A 17,274-nucleotide genomic window follows, 5' to 3' on the forward strand; every position below is an offset into this window, starting at 1 on the left:
TCCTCACTCAGGGTCCGCGCCCCGGTTCGACGTACGTGATGCGACGGCGAGAGTTCCTGGCTCCTGGAGGCGAGGCTCACAGTGACAGTGGCGGGACCGCGCCGGATTCGCACCGGCTTCCTCTGCTGCCGTCGTCAATGGCCCCGGAAGTCCACCACGCCGCGCAGGACCCGTCAACTCATCCTTGACCTGCGACGGGACAGTGTGCGGAGCCCCACATCGGACCGGTCGGCCGATGCGGGGCTCCCGCGGGGACGTGCGTGGCGTGTGTGGCGTGCGTGACGGTCAGGCCACGATGAGGCTGATCCCGTAGGCGACGGCTCCGGCGCAGAGCGCGAAGCACAGGTAGGCGCCGGCGCGGGCGGTGAGGGGCGCCGGTCCGGCGGCGGGGGTGGAGGCGGCGGCCGAGGTCCCGGCCTGGCCCTGCGCGGGCGCGGATCCCCGCTTGGCGAGGCCCACGACGCCCAGGCTGAAGAGGCCCACGAGGGCGACGGTCGCCACGAGGCTGACGCCGAAGACGGAGCCGAGTGCTGCCCAGTCGATGTCCATGAGGTCGCTTCCTGAGAGGTGGCGCGGATGACGCGGGGCGGAGATGTGGCGCTAAGAGGCAGCGCGGAGAAGCGGAGCTAAGAGGCGGCGCGGATTACACCGTGGCGCGGCGGGCGGGCTCGCCGTTCTGGTCCGCGGGGGCGGGGATGGTGGCCGAGAGGTCCTGGCCCCCGGCGCCCGCCGGGGGAGGCGGGGTGACGGCCGCGACGGCGGCGGTCACCACACCGGCCGGCTCACCGGCCCGGCCCGAGCCGCCGTCGGTGGCGACGCCGGTGGCGGCTTCGCCGGTGGCCGCCCCGGCGTTGACGTTGGTGTGATCGACGGGCTTACGGCGCGAGGCGAGCCAGATCCCGGCGGAGCCCGCGATCAGCAGGACCGCGACGACGGCGATGCCCCAGGTGCCCTGGCCGGTCAGGAATTCGGCGCCGGCGGCGACCAGACCCGCGGCCGGGAGCGTCAGCCCCCAGGCGACGAACATCCGCGTGGCGGTGGACCAGCGCACCACCCCGCCCTTGCGGCCGAGCCCCGCGCCCATCACGGCGCCGGAGCAGGACTGCGTGGTGGAGAGCGAGAAGCCCAGGTGCGAGGAGGCCAGGATGACCGTCGCGGCGCTGGTCTGGGCGGCGAAGCCCTGCTGCGGCTGGAGGTCGGTGAGGCCGGTGCCCATGGTGCGGATGATGCGCCAGCCGCCCAGGTACGTGCCGAGCGCGATCGCGATCCCCGCGGAGACGATGACCCACAGGGGCGGGTTGGAGCCGGGGGCGAGAACGCCGCCGGTGACCAGCGCGAGCGTGATGACGCCCATGGTCTTCTGCGCGTCGTTGGTGCCGTGGGCGAGGGAGACGAGCCCGGCGGAGGCGATCTGCCCGGCCCGGTAACCCTTGGCGGTGACCCGGTCGTCGCCGTCGTTGACGGCCTGGCCGATCCGGTACGTCAGCCGCGTCGCGAGGAGGGCGGCGAGCCCGGCGACGACGGGGGCGGCGAGCGCGGGGATCAGGACCTTGGTGATGACGACCCCGCCGTTGACGCCGGAGGTGCCGACGGACATCAGGGTCGCGCCGATCAGGCCGCCGAAGAGTGCGTGGGAGGAGCTGGACGGGAGTCCGAGCAGCCAGGTGAAGAGATTCCACAGGATGGCGCCGACGAGCGCCGCGAAGATCACTTCTGTTCTGATGCCCTGTTCGTTGATGAGCCCGCCGGAGATCGTCTTGGCGACCTCCACGGACAGGAACGCGCCGACGAGATTCAGGACCGCGGACATGCCCACCGCGACCTTGGGCTTCAGAGCGCCGGTCGAGATGGTCGTCGCCATCGCGTTGGCGGTGTCGTGGAAACCGTTCGTGAAATCGAACACGAGCGCTGTCACGATCACGATCGCGAGCAGCAGTGTGATGTGTTCCATTGACCCAGGACCCAGGCAATCGTTCGACGTCGGTGGCCTCGGTGAACGTAGGGAGTCAGGGTGAACGGAAGATGAACTAGGTGGGTCTTCGCGGTGACTCGGCTCGTGAGGTTGACGGCGGCGCCTGGCAGGATCGCCGTATGACGGATGACGGGACCGGCGAACACGGCGAACTGGCGGACGAGCGAGGCGAGATGGCGGACGCGCGGGGCGTGGCGGAAGGCGGGACGGAGGCCGGTCGGGGGGCCGGTCAGGGGGCTCTGGAACGGGCCTGGGCGGAGCTCGTCGACACCGCCCGGAGAACGGCCGCGGAGGGCCTGGTCGTCGGCACCTCGGGCAACGTCTCCGTGCGCGTCGGCGAGCTTGTCCTGGTCACCCCCAGTGGAGTGCCGTACGACCGGCTCGCGCCGGGCGACGCGGTCGCCGTGGACCTCGCCGGACGGCAGGTTCTCGGCGCTCTCACCCCAACGAGCGAACTTCCACTGCATCTCTCCGTTTACCGCGACACATCGGCGTCGGCCGTCGTGCACACCCACGCCGTGCACGCCACCGCCGTCTCCACGCTCGTCACCGAACTCCCCTTGATCCACTACATGGCGGCGGCCCTCGGCGGCGCCGTCCGGGTCGCCCCGTACGCGCTGTACGGCTCGGAGGCGCTGGCCCGCGGTATGCGGGAGGCGCTGGTGGACCGTACGGCCTGCCTGCTCCAGAACCACGGCACGGTGGCGTACGGCGACACCCTCGCCCAGGCGTACGACCGCACCGCCCAGCTCGAATGGATGTGCCGCCTCTGGCTCACGGCCGGTGCGGTGCCGGGACACCGGCCCTCGCTGCTGTCGGAGGAACAGGTGCGGGAGGTGGCGGAGAAGCTCAAGGGCTACGGCCGGCGGACCTGATCCTGCCCCTGGTCCTGGGCCCCGGCCCGGGCCACGGCGCCGCCTCCGCCCCGCCCCGCCTCCGACGGCCCCCGCCCGCTGGCCGGGGCGCGCACGGGTGGTGACACTGGGAGCGTGCGCCCGGCTACAGCGACGGCAGCGGCCGTCACCACAGTGCTCGGGGTCGGCGCGGCTGCGGTCGCGGCCGGCCGGTACGCCAGCGATGCCGCGCTGAAGGCACCGCCGGGGCGACCCCTGCCCAGCGACCCGAAGATCACCGTGCACGCCGTGGCCGCCGGCCAGGTCACCCTGACCCGTTCGCTCGCCTCGCTGCGCCCCGGAACGTACGGGATCGAGGGGACGGGCGCGCACGCCGTCGTCGGACCGGTCCTGGACGGCGTCCCGCACCCGGCCGACACCGTGGTGCGCCGGCTGGAGCGGGTCGGCCGCGGCACCCTCGTGCCCGGGAGCCGCGTACGGTTCACCCCCAGGCTGTACGAGGGGGACCCCGGCACCGCCCTCGGCCTCACCCACAAGAACGTGTGGATCCCGGGCGAACTCGGCTCCCTGCCCGCGTGGTTCGTACCGGGGCCGCGCGACACCTGGGTGATCACGGTGCACGGTCTCGGCACCACCCGGGAACATCCGCTGAACGTCATGGAGTTCCTCGCGGCCCAGCGGCTGCCCGTCCTCGACATCGCCTACCGGGGCGATCCCGGCGCACCCCGCTCGCCGGACGGCCTCGGCCACCTCGGCGACTCCGAATGGCGCGACCTCGACGCGGCGATCCGCTACGCCGTCCGCTTCGGCGCCGAGCGCGTGGTCGTGCACGGCTGGTCCACCGGCGCCTCGATGGCCCTGCACGCCGCCGCGAACTCCGCGCTCAGCGAGCGGATCTCCGGACTCGTGCTCGACTCACCGGTGCTGGACTGGGAGGCCACCCTGCGGGCGCTGGCCTCCGCCCGCCGGATCCCCGCGCCCCTGCTGCCGCTCGCGGTGCGGGCCGCCCAGGGGCGGACGGGGCTGCACGGCGACCGGCTGCTGGAAGCGGCGGACCCGCGCAATCTGCACGTACCGACGCTGATCTTCCACGGCCCCGACGACACGATCGCCCCCTGGAACCCCTCGCGCGAACTCGCCGCCCACCGGTCGGATCTGGTCAGCCTCCACACCGTCCCGCACGCCCCGCACGCGGCGATGTGGAACGCGGATCCCGACGGGTACGAGGAGACGCTCCGCCGCTTCCTCACCCCGCTCATGTAGCGCCAGGGCCCCGCTCCTGCGGCGCCATGACCCCGCTCGTACGGCGCCACGACCCCGGTCACGGAGCCCCACGCCCGCCACGGGCCGGACGCCCCGCCGCCGGGCTCTCCGCCGGGCCTGCCGCCAGGCCCGCCGCAGGGCTCGCCTCCGGCGCCTCCGCTTGGACTCCTTGCGCCGCCTTCGCGCCCCCGCGCGGACCGAGCCGCCCCGCCGGTCCGCCATGCGCCGTCCCCTTCCCCCACCTCCCCGAACAGGCCCGCGCGACCCTCCGCGTACCGAGCGGACGCCTCCGCACGAGGGGCCACTTCCGTCGTTCCGGTACCGCTGAAAGGGGTTCCGTTTGGGCTTTCGGGCAGTCACCGGGAAGACTGCCCCCGTGACGTCCCGAAAGCCTGATGAGCAATTGGCGCGCAACTCCAGACTCCGACTCGTCCCCGCGCGGCCGTTGACCACGGCCCGACGGGCTGTGACCGAGGGGCGCGGCCGGCCGGCCCCGCGGCCGCCCCAGGGCACTCCGCCCCAGGCGGAGCTGGCCCGGCAGGCGAGGGCCGTGCTCGCCGACGCGGTCCGGCTGGCCCGCTGGGCCGCCGTCGACCGGGACCCCGGCGCGGGCCCGCTCACCGCGGGGGCGCGCGAACGGGCCGCGGCTGCCCTGGAGTTGACCCCGGACCAGGTGAGCGCGGCCTGGGACAGGGCCCGGCTGGCCGGCCTCGTCGAGCTGCACGACGGCACCGTGCGCCCCGGCTGGCGCCTCCAGGCGTGGGACCGCGACGACAGCGCCGTCCAGCGCGGCTGGGTCGCCCTCTTCGACGCCTGGTCGCTGGTCCACCCCGGCCCCGCCGACATCGCCCCGGCGACGGTCGCCGAGGTCATCGAGGCCGTCCCCCAGGTGCTCTCCCTCCTCCAGCTCTCGGCCGGGCCCGTGCTCGAACCGACCCTGCTCGACCTGCTCCAGCAGCGGGTCGCGGAGCTGCACGAGGAACGCTGCGAGGTCCCCTACGGCCCGCAGCCCGCCCCGGCGCCCACCTCCACCGAGCCGGGGCCCGCCGATCCGGTCGACGAGGCCCTGCTGCCCCCGCTCCTGGACTGGGCCCTGGACGGCCTGGCCGCCGTGGGCGCCCTCACCCGGGGCGAGGGCCAGGCCACCCTCACCCCGCTCGGCAGCTGGGCGGTCTGGGTCAAGCTCGAACAGATCTGCGTCGCCGCCCAGAGCCCCGCGGGCAACATCGAGCAGTCCGCGGAGCACATGCTGCGCGGCTGCGCCCGGCTCACCCCGGGCCCGGCCCGCGCCGAGTACCGGGCCTGGCTCGCCGCCCGTACCGTCGGCAGCGCCGTCACCGAACTCCTCACCGTCGCGCGGGGCGAGGACGCCCTGCTGCGCGGGCTCGCCTTCGAGGCGCTCCGCGTGGTCGGCGCACCCGCGGAGGCCGATGTACGGGCCGCCGCCACCGACACGTCGCTGCGGCCCTACGCGCTGCTCTGGCTGGCGGAGTACGAGGGAGCCGACCCCGAGGACGCCGCCGAGGTGCTGACCCGCGAGGAGTCGACCTGGCTGTGGGTCGACACGGCGGCGGCCGTCGCCGACCACGGCGAGAGCGATCTGCTGGTGCGGCACCTCGAATCCGCCGTCCAGGGCAATGTGCCGACCCTGCTCGCCGAGGTCCGGGCCCTGGGCCATCCCCGTACCGTCCAGGTCCTGGTCGCCCTCGCCGCCGCGCACCCCGACCCGGCGCTGGCCAAGGCCGTCCGCAGAGCCGCCTTCCAGGTGCACACCGGAGGCTCCTGACCGGCCCCGGCGCCCCTGCGGAGACCCAGGGGCGCCGGACGGCCGGAGACCCAGGGGTGCCGGGACCGGGCCTCAGCGGCCTCGACGGCCTCAGCGGAACGTGTCGCAGCGCGCCACGTCCCCCGCCGAGTACCCCGTACGGAACCACTCCTGCCGCTGCGCCGCCGAGCCGTGCGTCCAGGACTCCGGGGTGACCCGGCCCTGGAACCTCTCCTGGATCCGGTCGTCGCCGACGGCCGCCGCCGCGTCGAGCCCGTCCGTGATGTCCTCGTCCGTCAGCTTCGCGAGCAGCGGACGCCCGGAGGACCCGGCGGGCGTGGTCGTCGCGTGGTGCGCCCACACCCCCGCGTAGCAGTCCGCCTGGAGCTCCACCTTCACCGCGTTGCTGTCCGGGCCCTGCCGGCCGTCCTGGGACCTGGCCAGCGTGCCCTTCAGGTGCTGCACGTGGTGGCCGTACTCGTGCGCCACCACGTACGCCTGCGCGAACGGCCCGCCGCTCGCGCCGAACTTCGTCCGCAGCTCCTCGAAGAATCCGAGATCCATGTACGCCTGCTGATCGGCCGGGCAGTAGAACGGGCCGACCGCGGAGGTCGCGGACCCGCACGCCGTGTCCGTACGCCCCGTGAACAGCCGCGTGCGCGCCTTGGTGTAGCGCTCACCGCCGCGCTCGTACTCCGCCTCCCAGAAGTCCTGCACGCTGTTGACCACCGCGACGATCCGGCAGTCCTCCCGCGTGTTGGCGTCCCGCCCCGTCCGGCACTCCGCGTCCACCTGCGCCGCGGAGGAGGCAGCCGCGCCGGGGGCCGGGGAGCCGCCCGAGCCGGCCGAGCCGTCCGACGACAGGCCGAGCTGCTCGGGGCCGACCCCGAGGAAGAGGGCGATCAGCAGGACGACGATCCCGGCCGCCCCGCCGCCCACGGCGAGTCCGCCCCCGGGGATCCGGCTGCCGCGCTCGTCCTGGACCTCCGACGTGTCCAGCCGCGCGTCGTCGTCGAACTGCATGCCCCACCACTCTCCGTCCCGCGCCGGCGAGGTCCGGCGCGGGACGGAGGATACCGACGCCCGGCCCCGGGACAGGGGGCCCGGCGCCCGGGGCCCGCCCGGACAGACCCGGGGCCCGCCCAGACAAAGCAGTTGCGCCGCCCCGCTAGACTGACCCGTATGGCATTTCTCCTTGTGCATTAGCCGGCGTCGAAGAATCCCTCCGCCTGCCCTCTTCCGCCGTCCATACCGCCCTGGAGTCTTTCCGTGATCACCGCAACCGGCGTAGAGCTGCGCGCCGGCGCCCGCGTCCTCATCGAGTCCGCCTCGTTCCGCATCGCCAAGGGGGACCGCATCGGTCTCGTCGGGCGCAACGGGGCCGGCAAGACCACCCTCACCAAGTGCCTCGCGGGTGAGGGCATCCCCGCCGCAGGCACCATCACCCGCTCCGGTGAGGTCGGCTATCTCCCGCAGGACCCGCGCACCGGCGACCTCGACGTGCTCGCCCGCGACCGCATCCTCTCCGCCCGCGACCTCGACTCCGTACTGAAGAAGATGCGCGAGAACGAGGACCGGATGGCGAACGGAACGGGCGCCACCCGCGAGAAGGCGATGAAGCGGTACGAGCGCCTGGAGACCGAGTTCCTCACCAAGGGCGGTTACGCCGCCGAGGCCGAGGCCGCCACCATCGCCGCCGCGCTCGGCCTGCCCGACCGGGTGCTCGGCCAGCCCCTCCACACCCTCTCCGGCGGTCAGCGCCGCCGCGTCGAGCTGGCCCGCATCCTCTTCTCGGACGCCGACACCCTCCTCCTCGACGAGCCCACCAACCACCTCGACGCGGATTCCATCGTCTGGCTGCGCGACTACCTCAAGACGTACCGCGGCGGCTTCATCGTGATCTCCCACGACGTCGAACTGGTCGAGACGGTCGTCAACAAGGTCTTCTACCTGGACGCCAACCGCGCGCACATCGACGTCTACAACATGGGCTGGAAGCTCTACCAGCAGCAGCGCGAGGCGGACGAGCGGCGCCGCAAGCGCGAGCGTGCCAACGCCGAGAAGAAGGCCGCGACGCTCAACTCGCAGGCCGACAAGATGCGCGCCAAGGCCACCAAGACCGTCGCCGCGCAGAACATGGCCCGCCGCGCCGAGCGGCTGCTCTCCGGCCTGGAGCAGGTGCGCCAGGCCGACAAGGTCGCCAAGCTGCGCTTCCCGGAGCCCGCCCCCTGCGGCAAGACCCCGCTCACCGCCGAGGGCCTGTCCAAGTCGTACGGGTCGCTGGAGATCTTCACGGACGTGGATCTCGCCATCGACAAGGGCTCCCGCGTCGTCATCCTCGGCCTCAACGGCGCCGGCAAGACCACCCTGCTGCGGCTGCTGGCGGGGGTCGAGAAGCCGGACACCGGCCAGGTGACCCCCGGCCACGGCCTCAAGCTGGGCTACTACGCCCAGGAGCACGAGACCCTCGACCCGGAGCGCTCCGTCCTGGAGAACATGCGCTCCTCGGCCCCCGACCTCGACCTGGTCGACGTCCGCAAGACGCTCGGGTCCTTCCTCTTCTCCGGCGACGACGTCGACAAGCCCGCCGGGGTGCTCTCCGGCGGGGAGAAGACCCGGCTGGCCCTCGCCACCCTGGTCGTCTCCTCCGCCAACGTGCTGCTGCTGGACGAGCCGACGAACAACCTCGACCCGGCCAGCCGTGAGGAAATCCTCGGGGCGCTGCGTACGTACAAGGGCGCGGTCATCCTCGTCACCCACGACGAGGGCGCCGTACACGCCCTGGAGCCGGAGCGGATCATTCTGCTGCCGGACGGCGTCGAGGACCTGTGGGGCGCGGACTACGCCGACCTGGTCGCGCTCGCCTGACCGCGCCGTGCCCGGGCCCCGCCCGAGGACGCGCCGACAGGGTGATCGTCCGGTGTGATCCACTTCCTCTGGATCACTCGGCTCATTCGGCTCAGCAGTGATCCATCATCTGAGTGACTGTGTCTCGTACCCTCGGCGTGGTACGCGACGGAACCCACCCCCGCGTACATCATCCGCACCCTCTCCGGCCGCACGGCCCTGACCTGGCACTTCTCGTCCCATGCTGGTCAGGGCCGGATCCGGGCGGCTCTGGAATCCGACATTCCGTTCGTGCTCGAAGGTTGAAGTACGCCGAAGCTTGTCGTACGGACCTTGCTGAATGGGTGGCCAGGACGCCCGTGAGGGGTGATCATGAGAAGTCCAGAGCGCACTTCCCATGAGGAGGCACGGGTGGCCGAGACTCTGAAGAAGGGCAGCCGGGTGACCGGCGCCGCGCGCGACAAGCTCGCGGCAGACCTGAAGAAGAAGTACGACAGTGGTGCGAGTATCCGGGCACTGGCCGAGGAAACCGGCCGTTCCTATGGATTCGTCCACCGGATGCTCAGCGAGTCCGGAGTCACACTGCGGGGACGCGGTGGGGCTACGCGAGGCAAGAAGGCCGCGTCGGCCTGACGGCCGAACGCGGCTCCTGCTGGGCCACCGGTTCGGAGGGTGGCCACCCGGGTCGATCGGACGATCGGCCGGGTGGTTACTGTGCAGTCACTTAGTTAGGTGAGTCCGACTGCCCGAACCGGAGGCGCCCCATGACTTCACTCGCACCAGTGCTCGACAAGGACGGTGTACGGCTCACCGTCGAGGACGCGGTTGCCACGGTCACACTGACCCTTCCGGCCAAGCGCAACGCCCAGTCTCCCGCTCTGTGGCGGGCGTTGACAGAAGCCGGAAGGTCACTGCCGGGCAGCGTCCGGGTCGTGGTGGTGCGCGGTGAGGGGCAGTCCTTCTCCGCGGGGCTCGACCGGCAGGCGTTCACCCCCGAGGGGTTCGACGGCGAGCCGTCCTTCATCGATCTCGCCCGGGGATCCGACGCGGACCTCGACGCGGCGATCGCCACGTACCAGGACGGTTTCGTCTGGCTGCGCCGCAGCGACATCGTGTCGATCGCGGCGGTCCAGGGGCATGCGATCGGGGCGGGCTTCCAGCTCGCCCTCGCCTGCGACCTGCGGGTCGTCGCGTCGGACGCGCAGTTCGCCATGCGCGAGACCAGCCTCGGCCTCGTCCCCGACCTCACCGGCACCCATCCGCTGGTGGGCCTCGTCGGGTACGCCCGCGCGCTGGAGATCTGCGCCACGGGCCGCTTCGTCCACGCCGAGGAGGCGGAACGGACCGGGCTCGCCAACCTCGTGGTGCCCCCCGGCGAACTCGACGCCGCGGCCAAGGACCTGGCGGCGGCGCTGCTCGCCGCGCCCAGGGACGCGCTGATCGAGACCAAGGCGCTGCTCCAGGGCGCGTCGGACTGCTCCTTCGAGGCCCAGCGCACCGCCGAGCGGGCCGCGCAGGCACGCCGGCTGCGCGACCTGGCGGGCCTGGGGGACTGATCCGCCCGTCAGCTCTTCCCCGCGCTTCCCGGACGCCCCGCGCTGCCCGGACGCCCCGTACGGGAAGCGCGGGGCGTCGTGCGTTCGGCCGGGGCCTCCACCGCCGTCACCACTACGGTCACCGACGGCGCCCCCGGAGACCCGGCCAGCCGCGCGCGCACCGCCCGGGCCACATCCAGCGGGCGGTGCCCCGCCGCCGTCGCCAGTTCGACCCGTACCCGCGCCCCGCCGCCGTCGGCCGCCGCCGTCTCGCACACCGCCGCCCTGCCGAGGGTTCCGGTCAGATACGCGACCCCGGGCACCGCCGCGACGGCCCGTCCCGTCCCCCCTTCCGGCTCGGCGGCGTCCCGCCCGACCGGACCGGCGGGTGCCGGGGGCCGCGTCGCGGAGTCCAGCAGCGCCGTCACCCGGAGATCGACGGCGGTCACCCGCAGCCCCAGCCCCTCCACCGCGCATCTGAACAGCGCCCCGCGCAACCGCTCCGCCAGCGCCGGCAGCGGCTCTCCCGGGCCCGCCGCGAACTCCGCGTCGATCCGCAGCGGCCCCGGCGGCTGCGCGCCGGGCGGCGGGACCACGGCCGGGGACCCGGCCCCCTCGGGGTCGGCCAGGGTGATCCGTACCGCGTCGAGCGCGGCCCCCGCGACGCCCGCCGCGGCCCGCCGCAGCTCCGCCGTCGCCGCCCGTTCGGCCAGCCACGCTCCGTCGGCCGCGTCGCCCAGCGCGAGCAGTCTGCCCAGGGCGAGCCGATGCCGTACAGCGGCGGTCCATGCCCCGCTCCGTTGTCCGGTCGTCATTCCGCCACCCTGCCCCATCCACGGCGCGAGACGGGGCAAGCGCACCTAATGTGGGCAAAGGAGTCAATCACCGCGCGGAAGGGATGAACGGCGATGTCAGACACCGCACCCCGCAGTCGGTCCGACGAGAAGGGGGGAGCCACGCCGGTCACCAAGCGCGGCGGCGGAGCCCCGGCCTCGCGCGGCCGTACGACCATCGCCGACGGCGTGGTGGAGAAGATCGCCGGTCTCGCGGCCAGGGACGTCCTCGGCGTGCACGCCCTCGGCAGCGGGATGTCCCGTACCTTCGGCGCCGTACGCGACCGGGTCCCCGGCGGCGGCAAGTCCGTCAGCCGGGGGGTGAAGGCCGAGGTCGGAGAGGTCCAGACGGCACTCGATCTGGAGATCGTCGTCGACTACGGCGTCTCGATCACCGAGGTCGCCGGCGCCGTCAGGGAGAACGTCGTCGCCGCCGTCGAGCGGATGACCGGCCTCGAAGTCGTCGAGGTCAACATCGCGGTGAGCGATGTGAAGCTCCCCGACGAGGAGGACGACGAAGAGCCGGAGTCACGGCTCCAGTAGCGGCCGGCAGGGGCGCGGCGGAAGAGGAGCGCACGATGAGCATGGCGGCGGTGGGCCTGGTGGCCGGGATGGTACTCGGATTCGCCGGATACTTCGGCGGTTTCGGAGCCTTTGTGGTGGTGGCCGTGCTGGGCGCGGTCGGTTTTCTGGCGGGGAAGTTCATCGACGGCGATCTGGAACCCGGCGACTTCTTCCGCCCCCGCGAGCGCGACGACCGGCGGCGGTGACCCCGGGTGGCCGGGGAGCGGATGACGGGTGACCGGATGGCGGCGGCCGGACGCGGAGCGACCACCATCGCCGACCGGGTCGTCGCGAAGATCGCCGCACAGGCGGCCAGGGAGGCGCTCGACGGCGTACCGGAGGGCGGCGCGCCGCCGCACGCCTCCGTGACGGTGCGCCACGACAGCGCGCGGGTACGGGTCGGGGTCGAGCTGGAGTACCCCTCCGACCTCGGGGCTCAGTGCGGCGCGGTACGCCGGCAGGTCGTCCACCGGGTCAGAACGCTGGTGGGAATGGCGGTGCCGGAGGTGGACGTACGGGTCGAGCGACTGCACTCCGAACGGTCGCGCGTCGCGGCACAGGGGAGGACCGGATGAGCGAGGAGCCCGCGCCCGGGGGACGCCGGGACACGAACCAGGACAGGAACGGGGACACGGACGCGGGCGCGACGGGCGATGCGGCCAGGGGCGCGGACCGGGGCGGCGTACTCGAACTGGACGGCGCGGACGAGGCGTTCGGCCAGGGACGCAGGCCCACCCTCGACGGCGACGGCGACGACGACGAGCACGGTGACGACGACGTCCGGCCGGAAGCGCCCGGCGCCGGCGTGGCCCGCGCCGGACGCTTCTGGTCCTTCCGACGCGTTCCCGCCGCGCTGACCGCGCTGATCCTGCTCGGCGCGACGGGGCTGCTGCTCTACGACATCGCGGCGGTACGCGCCGGTCACCCGGCCATGTACTGGCGCCGCGCGCTTGCCGCCCAACTCGCGCGCCGGCCTCTGGACGAGCTGTGGATCCTGGTGGCCGCCGGCGTCGCCACGCTCCTCGGCCTGTGGCTGCTCGCCCTCGCCCTCACCCCGGGACTGCGCCGGCTGCTGCCGATGCGGCGGGAGTCCGCGTCGGTACGGGCCGGGCTCGACCGCGATGCCGCCGAACTGGCGCTGCGCGACCGGGCCATGGAGGTCTCCGGCGTCCGGTCGGCACAGGTACGGCTGCGGCGCTCGCGGGCCAGGGTGAGCGCCGCAGCGCACTTCCGCGCACTCGACGACGTACGGGCGGACCTGGAGCGGGAGCTCGGCGACGGCATCGGTGAACTGGGCCTGGAGCGGCGGCCGGGGCTGACCGTACGGGTCCACCGGCCCGCGAAGAAGAGGTGACGGGATGATCCGCCTGGTCAACCGGGTGCTGCTCGCTCTCATCGGTCTGGCCCTGGTGTGCGGGGGCGGGGCGGTCCTCGCGGCCGGGGCGGCGTGGCCGGTGCCGTCCTGGTGGCCGTACGCCGGACCGCGCGGCGTCCTGCTGAGCCGCGCGGACCGGATCCGCTACCGCGAGGAGGGATGGTGGTGGCCCGCGGTCATCGCCGCCCTCGCGATCCTGGTCGTGCTGGCCCTGTGGTGGCTGCTGGCCCAACTGCGCCGCGCCCGGCTGCCGGAGGTGCTGATCGGCAGCGGCGACGGCGAGGGCGCGGTGGTGCGCGGCCGGGCGCTGGAGGATGTGCTCGCCGGCGACGCCGAGTCCCTGGACGGCGTGGCCCGCGCGGACGTCCGGCTGACCGGCCGCCGCACCAGCCCCTCGGCCCGGATCCGCCTCCTCCTGGAACCGCACGCGCCCCCGGCCGCGACACTGCGCCGCCTCACCCACGAGTCCCTGGAGCACGCCCGGAGCTCGGCCGGCCTGGGGTCCCTGCCGGCGAAGGTCAGGCTCCGGACGGCGAAGCACCGGGCGGAACGGGTGAGCTGAGAGGGCCGCGCACGAAGGCAGCCGAGCGGAGAGACGCGTGAGCGGGAACCGTCGGGCGCGAGCGCCCGACGGTACGCCAGGGCCCAGTGCCCCTCGCGGGACTAGAAGCCGTGGCGCGAGCCGCCGTCCACCGGGAGCATCACGCCCGTCAGATACGACGCGGCGGGCGACAGCAGGAACGCCGCCGTCCTGCCGAACTCCTCCGGCGTCCCGTACCGCCGCAGCGGGATCCGGGACTCGTTCGCCGCCCGCGCCGCCTCCGCGTCGCCCGACAGCGCGTCCAGTTCGCGGACCCGGTCCGTGTCGATCCGGGCCGGCAGCAGGCCGAGCACCCGGATTCCGCGCGGCCCGACCTCGTTCGCCAGGGACTTCGCGAACCCCGCGAGACCGGGGCGCAGCCCGTTCGAGATGGTCAGGCCCGGGATCGGCTCATGGACCGAGCCGGAGAGCACGAGGCCGACGACCCCGCCCTCGGTCAGCTCCGCCACCGCCGTGCGGGCCAGCCGTACCGCGCCGAGGAAGACCGACTCGAACGCCGTACGCCACTGCTCGTCCGTGTTGTCCGCGGCCGAGCCGGGAGCCGGACCGCCGACGCTGATCAGGATGCCGTCGAAGCGGCCGAACCGCTCCTTGGCGGTCGCGATGAGCTGTTCGGCCACCGCCGGGTCCGCGTTGTCCGCGGCCACTCCGTGCGCGCCGGGCCCTATCTCCGCCGCCGCGGCGGCGACGCTCTTCTCGTCACGCCCCGCGATGACGACTTTCGCGCCGTCCGCCGCGAGGGCTCCGGCGGCGGCGCGGCCCAGCCCTCGTGAGCCACCGGTGACGACGTAGACGCGGTCCTTCAGTCCAAGATCCATGGCCCCTATCCTGCCGTGCCGGCCCCCGTACTGTCGTCCCCGGGCCCGTCCCGTCCGCCGGTCTCCAGCGCCGTGATGTCCGGCTCCTTCCCCGCCGCCACCCCCGCCAGCGTCAGCGCCGTCACCACCAGGCCGATGTGGCTGAACGCCTGCGGGTAGTTGCCGAGCTGCCGCCGCGCCACCGGGTCGTACTCCTCCGCGAGCAGCCCGACGTCGTTGCGCAGCGCGAGCAGCTGCTCGAACAGTTCCTCGGCCTCCGCCGCGCGCCCGGTGAGGTGCAGCGCGTCGGCCAGCCAGAACGAGCACACCAGAAACGTTCCCTCTTCGCCGGGCAGCCCGTCCACCGCCGGTCCGGCCGTGCTGTACCGGCGCAGCAGACCGCCCTGCCCCAGCTCCGCCCGTACCGCGTCGACCGTGCCGATCACCCGGGGGTCGTCCGGCGGCAGGAAGCCGACGCGCGGGATGAGCAGGGTCGCCGCGTCCAGCTCCGCCGAGCCGTACGACTGGGTGAAGGTGTTCCGCTCCGGGTCGTACCCCTTCTCGCACACCTCCCGGTGCACCTCGTCGCGCATCGCCCGCCACCGGCGCACGTCGCCGCGGAGCGTGGGGTCGTCCTCCAGAGCGCGTACGGCACGGTCGGCCGCGACCCAGGCCATCACCTTGGAGTGCACGAAGTGGCGGCGCGGTCCCCGCACCTCCCACAGTCCCTCGTCCGGCTCCCGCCACTTCGACTCCAGGAAGCCCAGCAGGCTGAGCTGGATGTTCCAGGCGTGAGGCTGGGGGGCGAGCCCGGCCGTACGCGCCACGTCCATGGAGTCCATGACCTCCCCGTACACATCGAGCTGGAGCTGGTCGACGGCGCCGTTGCCGGTACGCACCGGGGCCGAGTCCGCGTGGCCGCGCAGCCACGGCAGCTCGCTCTCCGGGAGCCGGCGTTCGCCGCCCAGCCCGTACATGATCTGAAGATCGGCCGGATCGCCGGCCACTGCGCGCAGCAGCCAGTCGCGCCAGGCCGCCGCCTCCTCCAGATAGCCGACGGAGACCAGCGCCCCCAGCACCAGGGTGGAGTCGCGCAGCCAGCAGTAGCGGTAGTCCCAGTTGCGTACGCCGCCCAGCACCTCCGGCAGCGAGGTGGTGAGCGCGGCGACGATGCCGCCCGTCGGGCCGTAGGTGAGTGCCTTGAGCGTGATGAGCGAGCGCACGACGGCCGCGCGGTGCTGGCCCCGGTAGCGGCAGCGCGCCGCCCAGGTCTCCCAGTCCTCCAGGCTGTGCGTCAGCGCGTCGAACGGATCGACGCGCTCCGGGCGCGGCTCGTGCGAGGGGTGCCAGGTGAGGACGAACGCGACCGACTCGCCCGGCCCGACCGTGAACGACGAACAGGTGCTGAAATGCTGCCCCCACGTCTTCACCGGAGGCTGGCTGCGCAGCCAGACGGAGTCGGGTCCCGCGACGGCGACCCGGTGGTATTCCGAGCGGCGCACCCACGGGACCACGGAACCGTAGTCGAAGCGCAGCCGCAGGGTGGCGGACATCTCCACCGATCCGCTGACGCCCTCGACGATCCGCACGATGTCCGGGGCCCGCTCGCGCTGCGGCATGAAGTCGATGACCCTGACGGTGCCGGTCCTCGTCTCCCACACCGATTCCAGCACCAGCGAGTCACCCAGATAGCCGCGCCGCGTGCACACCTCGGCCCCGGCGGGAGCGACCCGCCAGTGACCGTTCTCCTCGTCGCCGAGCAGCGCGGCGAAGCAGGCGGCCGAGTCGAAGCGAGGAAGGCACAGCCAGTCGATGGAGCCGTTCCTGCCGACCAGGGCGGCGGTCTGGAGATCGCCGATGAGTGCGTAATCCTCGATGCGTTGCTGGTTCACGCCAGGGCTGTTCCCGTACGGCGGGGGCGCTAAGCAGCGGGAGCCCGGCCGGGAAGGCAGGCGTCAGGCGTTCGCCGGCTCGGGCTCGGCCCCCGCGTCCGTCTCCTCGGCGCTCTTCGCGGCGGCGGCCGCGGCGCGGTCGCGCTTCTCGTTGCGTACGAGGATCCACCAGCCGACCGGCACGGCGGCCACGAACAGCCACCACTGGACGGCGTACGCCATGTGCGGGCCGATCGAGCCGTCGTCCGGGTTCCGGATCGGCTGGGGGCTGCCGTCCGCCGGCACCGGGGAGGTCAGCTCGACATAGCCGCCGAGGACGGTACGGCCCAGCTCCTCCTGCTGCTGCCGGCTGTTGATCAGCATGACCTGGCGGGGCGGCAGGTCCCCCACGTCCCGGATGCCGGTGACCTCGGAGGTCTCGTCGGCCTTCAGCCGGCCCGCGATGGTGACCTCGCCCTGGGGAGGGGCGGGGATGCTCGGGAAGGTGTGCTGGTCGCCATTGGCCGGGATCCAGCCCCGGTTGACGATGACCGCCCGGCCGTCCTTCATGATCAGCGGGATCAGGACGTGGTAGCCGACCCGGTCGTCGTTGGAGGTCCTGCGGCGTACGACGACCTCGTGCTCGGTGTCGAACGTGCCGGTGACGGTGACGCCGCGCCAGTAGTCGGCGCGCGGGACGGAGTGCCCGGGGGAGGTCAGCTCGGTGACCGGTACGGGCTTCGCCGCGAGGTTGGCCGAGATCAGCGAGTTCTGGGCGACCTTGCGTTCATGGCGGTGCAACTGCCAGAAGCCCAGCTCGATCATCGCGGGGATGAGCGCGAGGGCAAGGAGGGTGAGGATCACCCATTGCCGGGACAACAGGAAGCGGTACACGCCATCGACGGTACCCGGCGGGTCCCGGCGCCCGGAGCGGGGGGTCGGCCTCGGCCGCCGCCGGGCCGCACGGTCGTGCGCCGGATCGGGGCCGGACCGGCGC

At 73.5% G+C, this 17,274-nt stretch carries 18 protein-coding genes and 1 riboswitch; of the genes, 11 read left to right on the plus strand and 7 right to left on the minus strand.

The window, feature by feature from the left end:
- Window positions 1-27 precede the first annotated feature (27 nt).
- Window positions 28-148, minus strand: a riboswitch (cobalamin riboswitch).
- A gap of 137 nt (window positions 149-285) precedes the next feature.
- Both ACFXKG_RS12585 and ACFXKG_RS12590 read right to left on the minus strand, forming a co-directional pair.
- Complete coding sequence (locus ACFXKG_RS12585; protein ID WP_384836382.1) at window positions 286-549, minus strand: hypothetical protein; 264 nt, start codon at window positions 547-549, stop codon at window positions 286-288.
- Between the two features lie 94 nt (window positions 550-643).
- The gene (locus tag ACFXKG_RS12590) at window positions 644-1,951 is read right to left on the minus strand and encodes an anion permease (protein WP_384836385.1); all 1,308 of its coding nucleotides are present in this window, start codon (window positions 1,949-1,951) and stop codon (window positions 644-646) included.
- Window positions 1,952-2,145: 194 nt separating this feature from the next.
- On the opposite strand from ACFXKG_RS12590, the gene ACFXKG_RS12595 reads away from it, so the two are divergent.
- The 3 genes from ACFXKG_RS12595 (at window position 2,146) to ACFXKG_RS12605 (ending at window position 5,875) form a co-directional block, all read left to right on the plus strand.
- Window positions 2,146-2,847 (plus strand): class II aldolase/adducin family protein, encoded by a 702-nt coding sequence (locus tag ACFXKG_RS12595; protein ID WP_384836549.1) that lies wholly within the window; start codon window positions 2,146-2,148, stop codon window positions 2,845-2,847.
- Window positions 2,848-2,961: 114 nt separating this feature from the next.
- Window positions 2,962-4,089 (plus strand): alpha/beta hydrolase, encoded by a 1,128-nt coding sequence (locus ACFXKG_RS12600; RefSeq protein ID WP_384836388.1) that lies wholly within the window; start codon window positions 2,962-2,964, stop codon window positions 4,087-4,089.
- A gap of 376 nt (window positions 4,090-4,465) precedes the next feature.
- The gene (locus tag ACFXKG_RS12605) at window positions 4,466-5,875 is read left to right on the plus strand and encodes a hypothetical protein (protein WP_384836391.1); all 1,410 of its coding nucleotides are present in this window, start codon (window positions 4,466-4,468) and stop codon (window positions 5,873-5,875) included.
- 90 nt (window positions 5,876-5,965) lie between these two features.
- On the opposite strand, the gene ACFXKG_RS12610 is transcribed toward ACFXKG_RS12605, so the two are convergent.
- Window positions 5,966-6,877 (minus strand): neutral zinc metallopeptidase, encoded by a 912-nt coding sequence (locus ACFXKG_RS12610; protein ID WP_384836394.1) that lies wholly within the window; start codon window positions 6,875-6,877, stop codon window positions 5,966-5,968.
- A 246-nt stretch (window positions 6,878-7,123) separates the two neighbouring features.
- Between ACFXKG_RS12610 and ACFXKG_RS12615 the strand changes: the two genes are divergently transcribed.
- The 3 genes from ACFXKG_RS12615 (at window position 7,124) to ACFXKG_RS12625 (ending at window position 10,257) form a co-directional block, all read left to right on the plus strand.
- Window positions 7,124-8,722, plus strand: a complete 1,599-nt coding sequence (locus ACFXKG_RS12615; protein ID WP_384836397.1) for an ABC-F family ATP-binding cassette domain-containing protein — start codon at window positions 7,124-7,126, stop codon at window positions 8,720-8,722.
- 390 nt (window positions 8,723-9,112) lie between these two features.
- Window positions 9,113-9,334, plus strand: a complete 222-nt coding sequence (locus tag ACFXKG_RS12620; RefSeq protein ID WP_006123601.1) for a helix-turn-helix domain-containing protein — start codon at window positions 9,113-9,115, stop codon at window positions 9,332-9,334.
- A gap of 131 nt (window positions 9,335-9,465) precedes the next feature.
- Window positions 9,466-10,257, plus strand: a complete 792-nt coding sequence (locus ACFXKG_RS12625) for an enoyl-CoA hydratase/isomerase family protein (RefSeq protein WP_384836399.1) — start codon at window positions 9,466-9,468, stop codon at window positions 10,255-10,257.
- An 8-nt stretch (window positions 10,258-10,265) separates the two neighbouring features.
- Here ACFXKG_RS12625 and ACFXKG_RS12630 read toward each other — a convergent pair whose 3' ends face one another.
- The gene (locus ACFXKG_RS12630) at window positions 10,266-11,051 is read right to left on the minus strand and encodes a nucleopolyhedrovirus P10 family protein (RefSeq protein WP_384836402.1); all 786 of its coding nucleotides are present in this window, start codon (window positions 11,049-11,051) and stop codon (window positions 10,266-10,268) included.
- Between the two features lie 93 nt (window positions 11,052-11,144).
- Here ACFXKG_RS12630 and ACFXKG_RS12635 point away from each other — a divergent pair, with 93 nt between their 5' ends.
- The 5 genes from ACFXKG_RS12635 to amaP are packed head-to-tail and all read left to right on the plus strand — an operon-like array spanning window position 11,145 to window position 13,570.
- Window positions 11,145-11,612: an Asp23/Gls24 family envelope stress response protein gene (locus tag ACFXKG_RS12635; RefSeq protein ID WP_382889500.1), complete on the plus strand. Its 468-nt coding sequence runs from the start codon at window positions 11,145-11,147 to the stop codon at window positions 11,610-11,612.
- A gap of 35 nt (window positions 11,613-11,647) precedes the next feature.
- The gene (locus ACFXKG_RS12640) at window positions 11,648-11,839 is read left to right on the plus strand and encodes a hypothetical protein (RefSeq protein ID WP_382889502.1); all 192 of its coding nucleotides are present in this window, start codon (window positions 11,648-11,650) and stop codon (window positions 11,837-11,839) included.
- A 21-nt stretch (window positions 11,840-11,860) separates the two neighbouring features.
- Complete coding sequence (locus ACFXKG_RS12645) at window positions 11,861-12,208, plus strand: hypothetical protein (RefSeq protein ID WP_384836407.1); 348 nt, start codon at window positions 11,861-11,863, stop codon at window positions 12,206-12,208.
- Window positions 12,205-12,987: a DUF6286 domain-containing protein gene (locus tag ACFXKG_RS12650; protein WP_384836410.1), complete on the plus strand. Its 783-nt coding sequence runs from the start codon at window positions 12,205-12,207 to the stop codon at window positions 12,985-12,987. The genes ACFXKG_RS12645 and ACFXKG_RS12650 overlap by 4 nt, the downstream gene beginning before the upstream one ends.
- A gap of 4 nt (window positions 12,988-12,991) precedes the next feature.
- Complete coding sequence (amaP, locus tag ACFXKG_RS12655; protein ID WP_384836412.1) at window positions 12,992-13,570, plus strand: alkaline shock response membrane anchor protein AmaP; 579 nt, start codon at window positions 12,992-12,994, stop codon at window positions 13,568-13,570.
- Window positions 13,571-13,671: 101 nt separating this feature from the next.
- Here amaP and ACFXKG_RS12660 read toward each other — a convergent pair whose 3' ends face one another.
- The 3 genes from ACFXKG_RS12660 to ACFXKG_RS12670 form a co-directional block, all read right to left on the minus strand.
- The gene (locus ACFXKG_RS12660; RefSeq protein ID WP_384836415.1) at window positions 13,672-14,427 is read right to left on the minus strand and encodes an SDR family oxidoreductase; all 756 of its coding nucleotides are present in this window, start codon (window positions 14,425-14,427) and stop codon (window positions 13,672-13,674) included.
- 5 nt (window positions 14,428-14,432) lie between these two features.
- Window positions 14,433-16,298: a glycoside hydrolase family 15 protein gene (locus ACFXKG_RS12665; RefSeq protein WP_384836418.1), complete on the minus strand. Its 1,866-nt coding sequence runs from the start codon at window positions 16,296-16,298 to the stop codon at window positions 14,433-14,435.
- A 63-nt stretch (window positions 16,299-16,361) separates the two neighbouring features.
- Window positions 16,362-17,171, minus strand: a complete 810-nt coding sequence (locus ACFXKG_RS12670) for an SURF1 family protein (RefSeq protein WP_384836421.1) — start codon at window positions 17,169-17,171, stop codon at window positions 16,362-16,364.
- Window positions 17,172-17,274 lie beyond the last annotated feature (103 nt).

It is taken from the genome of Streptomyces sp. NPDC059255, assembly GCF_042752355.1.
In the GTDB taxonomy this organism is placed as follows: Bacteria; Actinomycetota; Actinomycetes; order Streptomycetales; family Streptomycetaceae; genus Streptomyces.

Excerpts from the sequence above, each read along its gene's own strand:
- ACFXKG_RS12585 (WP_384836382.1), bottom strand. The coding sequence starts at position 549 with ATGGACATCGACTGGGCAGCACTCGGCTCCGTCTTCGGCGTCAGCCTC.
- ACFXKG_RS12590 (WP_384836385.1), bottom strand. The coding sequence starts at position 1,951 with ATGGAACACATCACACTGCTGCTCGCGATCGTGATCGTGACAGCGCTC.
- ACFXKG_RS12595 (WP_384836549.1), top strand. The coding sequence starts at position 2,146 with ATGGCGGACGCGCGGGGCGTGGCGGAAGGCGGGACGGAGGCCGGTCGG.
- ACFXKG_RS12610 (WP_384836394.1), bottom strand. The coding sequence starts at position 6,877 with ATGCAGTTCGACGACGACGCGCGGCTGGACACGTCGGAGGTCCAGGAC.
- ACFXKG_RS12625 (WP_384836399.1), top strand. The coding sequence starts at position 9,466 with ATGACTTCACTCGCACCAGTGCTCGACAAGGACGGTGTACGGCTCACC.
- ACFXKG_RS12630 (WP_384836402.1), bottom strand. The coding sequence starts at position 11,051 with ATGACGACCGGACAACGGAGCGGGGCATGGACCGCCGCTGTACGGCAT.
- ACFXKG_RS12635 (WP_382889500.1), top strand. The coding sequence starts at position 11,145 with ATGTCAGACACCGCACCCCGCAGTCGGTCCGACGAGAAGGGGGGAGCC.
- ACFXKG_RS12640 (WP_382889502.1), top strand. The coding sequence starts at position 11,648 with ATGAGCATGGCGGCGGTGGGCCTGGTGGCCGGGATGGTACTCGGATTC.
- ACFXKG_RS12645 (WP_384836407.1), top strand. The coding sequence starts at position 11,861 with ATGACGGGTGACCGGATGGCGGCGGCCGGACGCGGAGCGACCACCATC.
- ACFXKG_RS12650 (WP_384836410.1), top strand. The coding sequence starts at position 12,205 with ATGAGCGAGGAGCCCGCGCCCGGGGGACGCCGGGACACGAACCAGGAC.
- amaP (WP_384836412.1), top strand. The coding sequence starts at position 12,992 with ATGATCCGCCTGGTCAACCGGGTGCTGCTCGCTCTCATCGGTCTGGCC.
- ACFXKG_RS12660 (WP_384836415.1), bottom strand. The coding sequence starts at position 14,427 with ATGGATCTTGGACTGAAGGACCGCGTCTACGTCGTCACCGGTGGCTCA.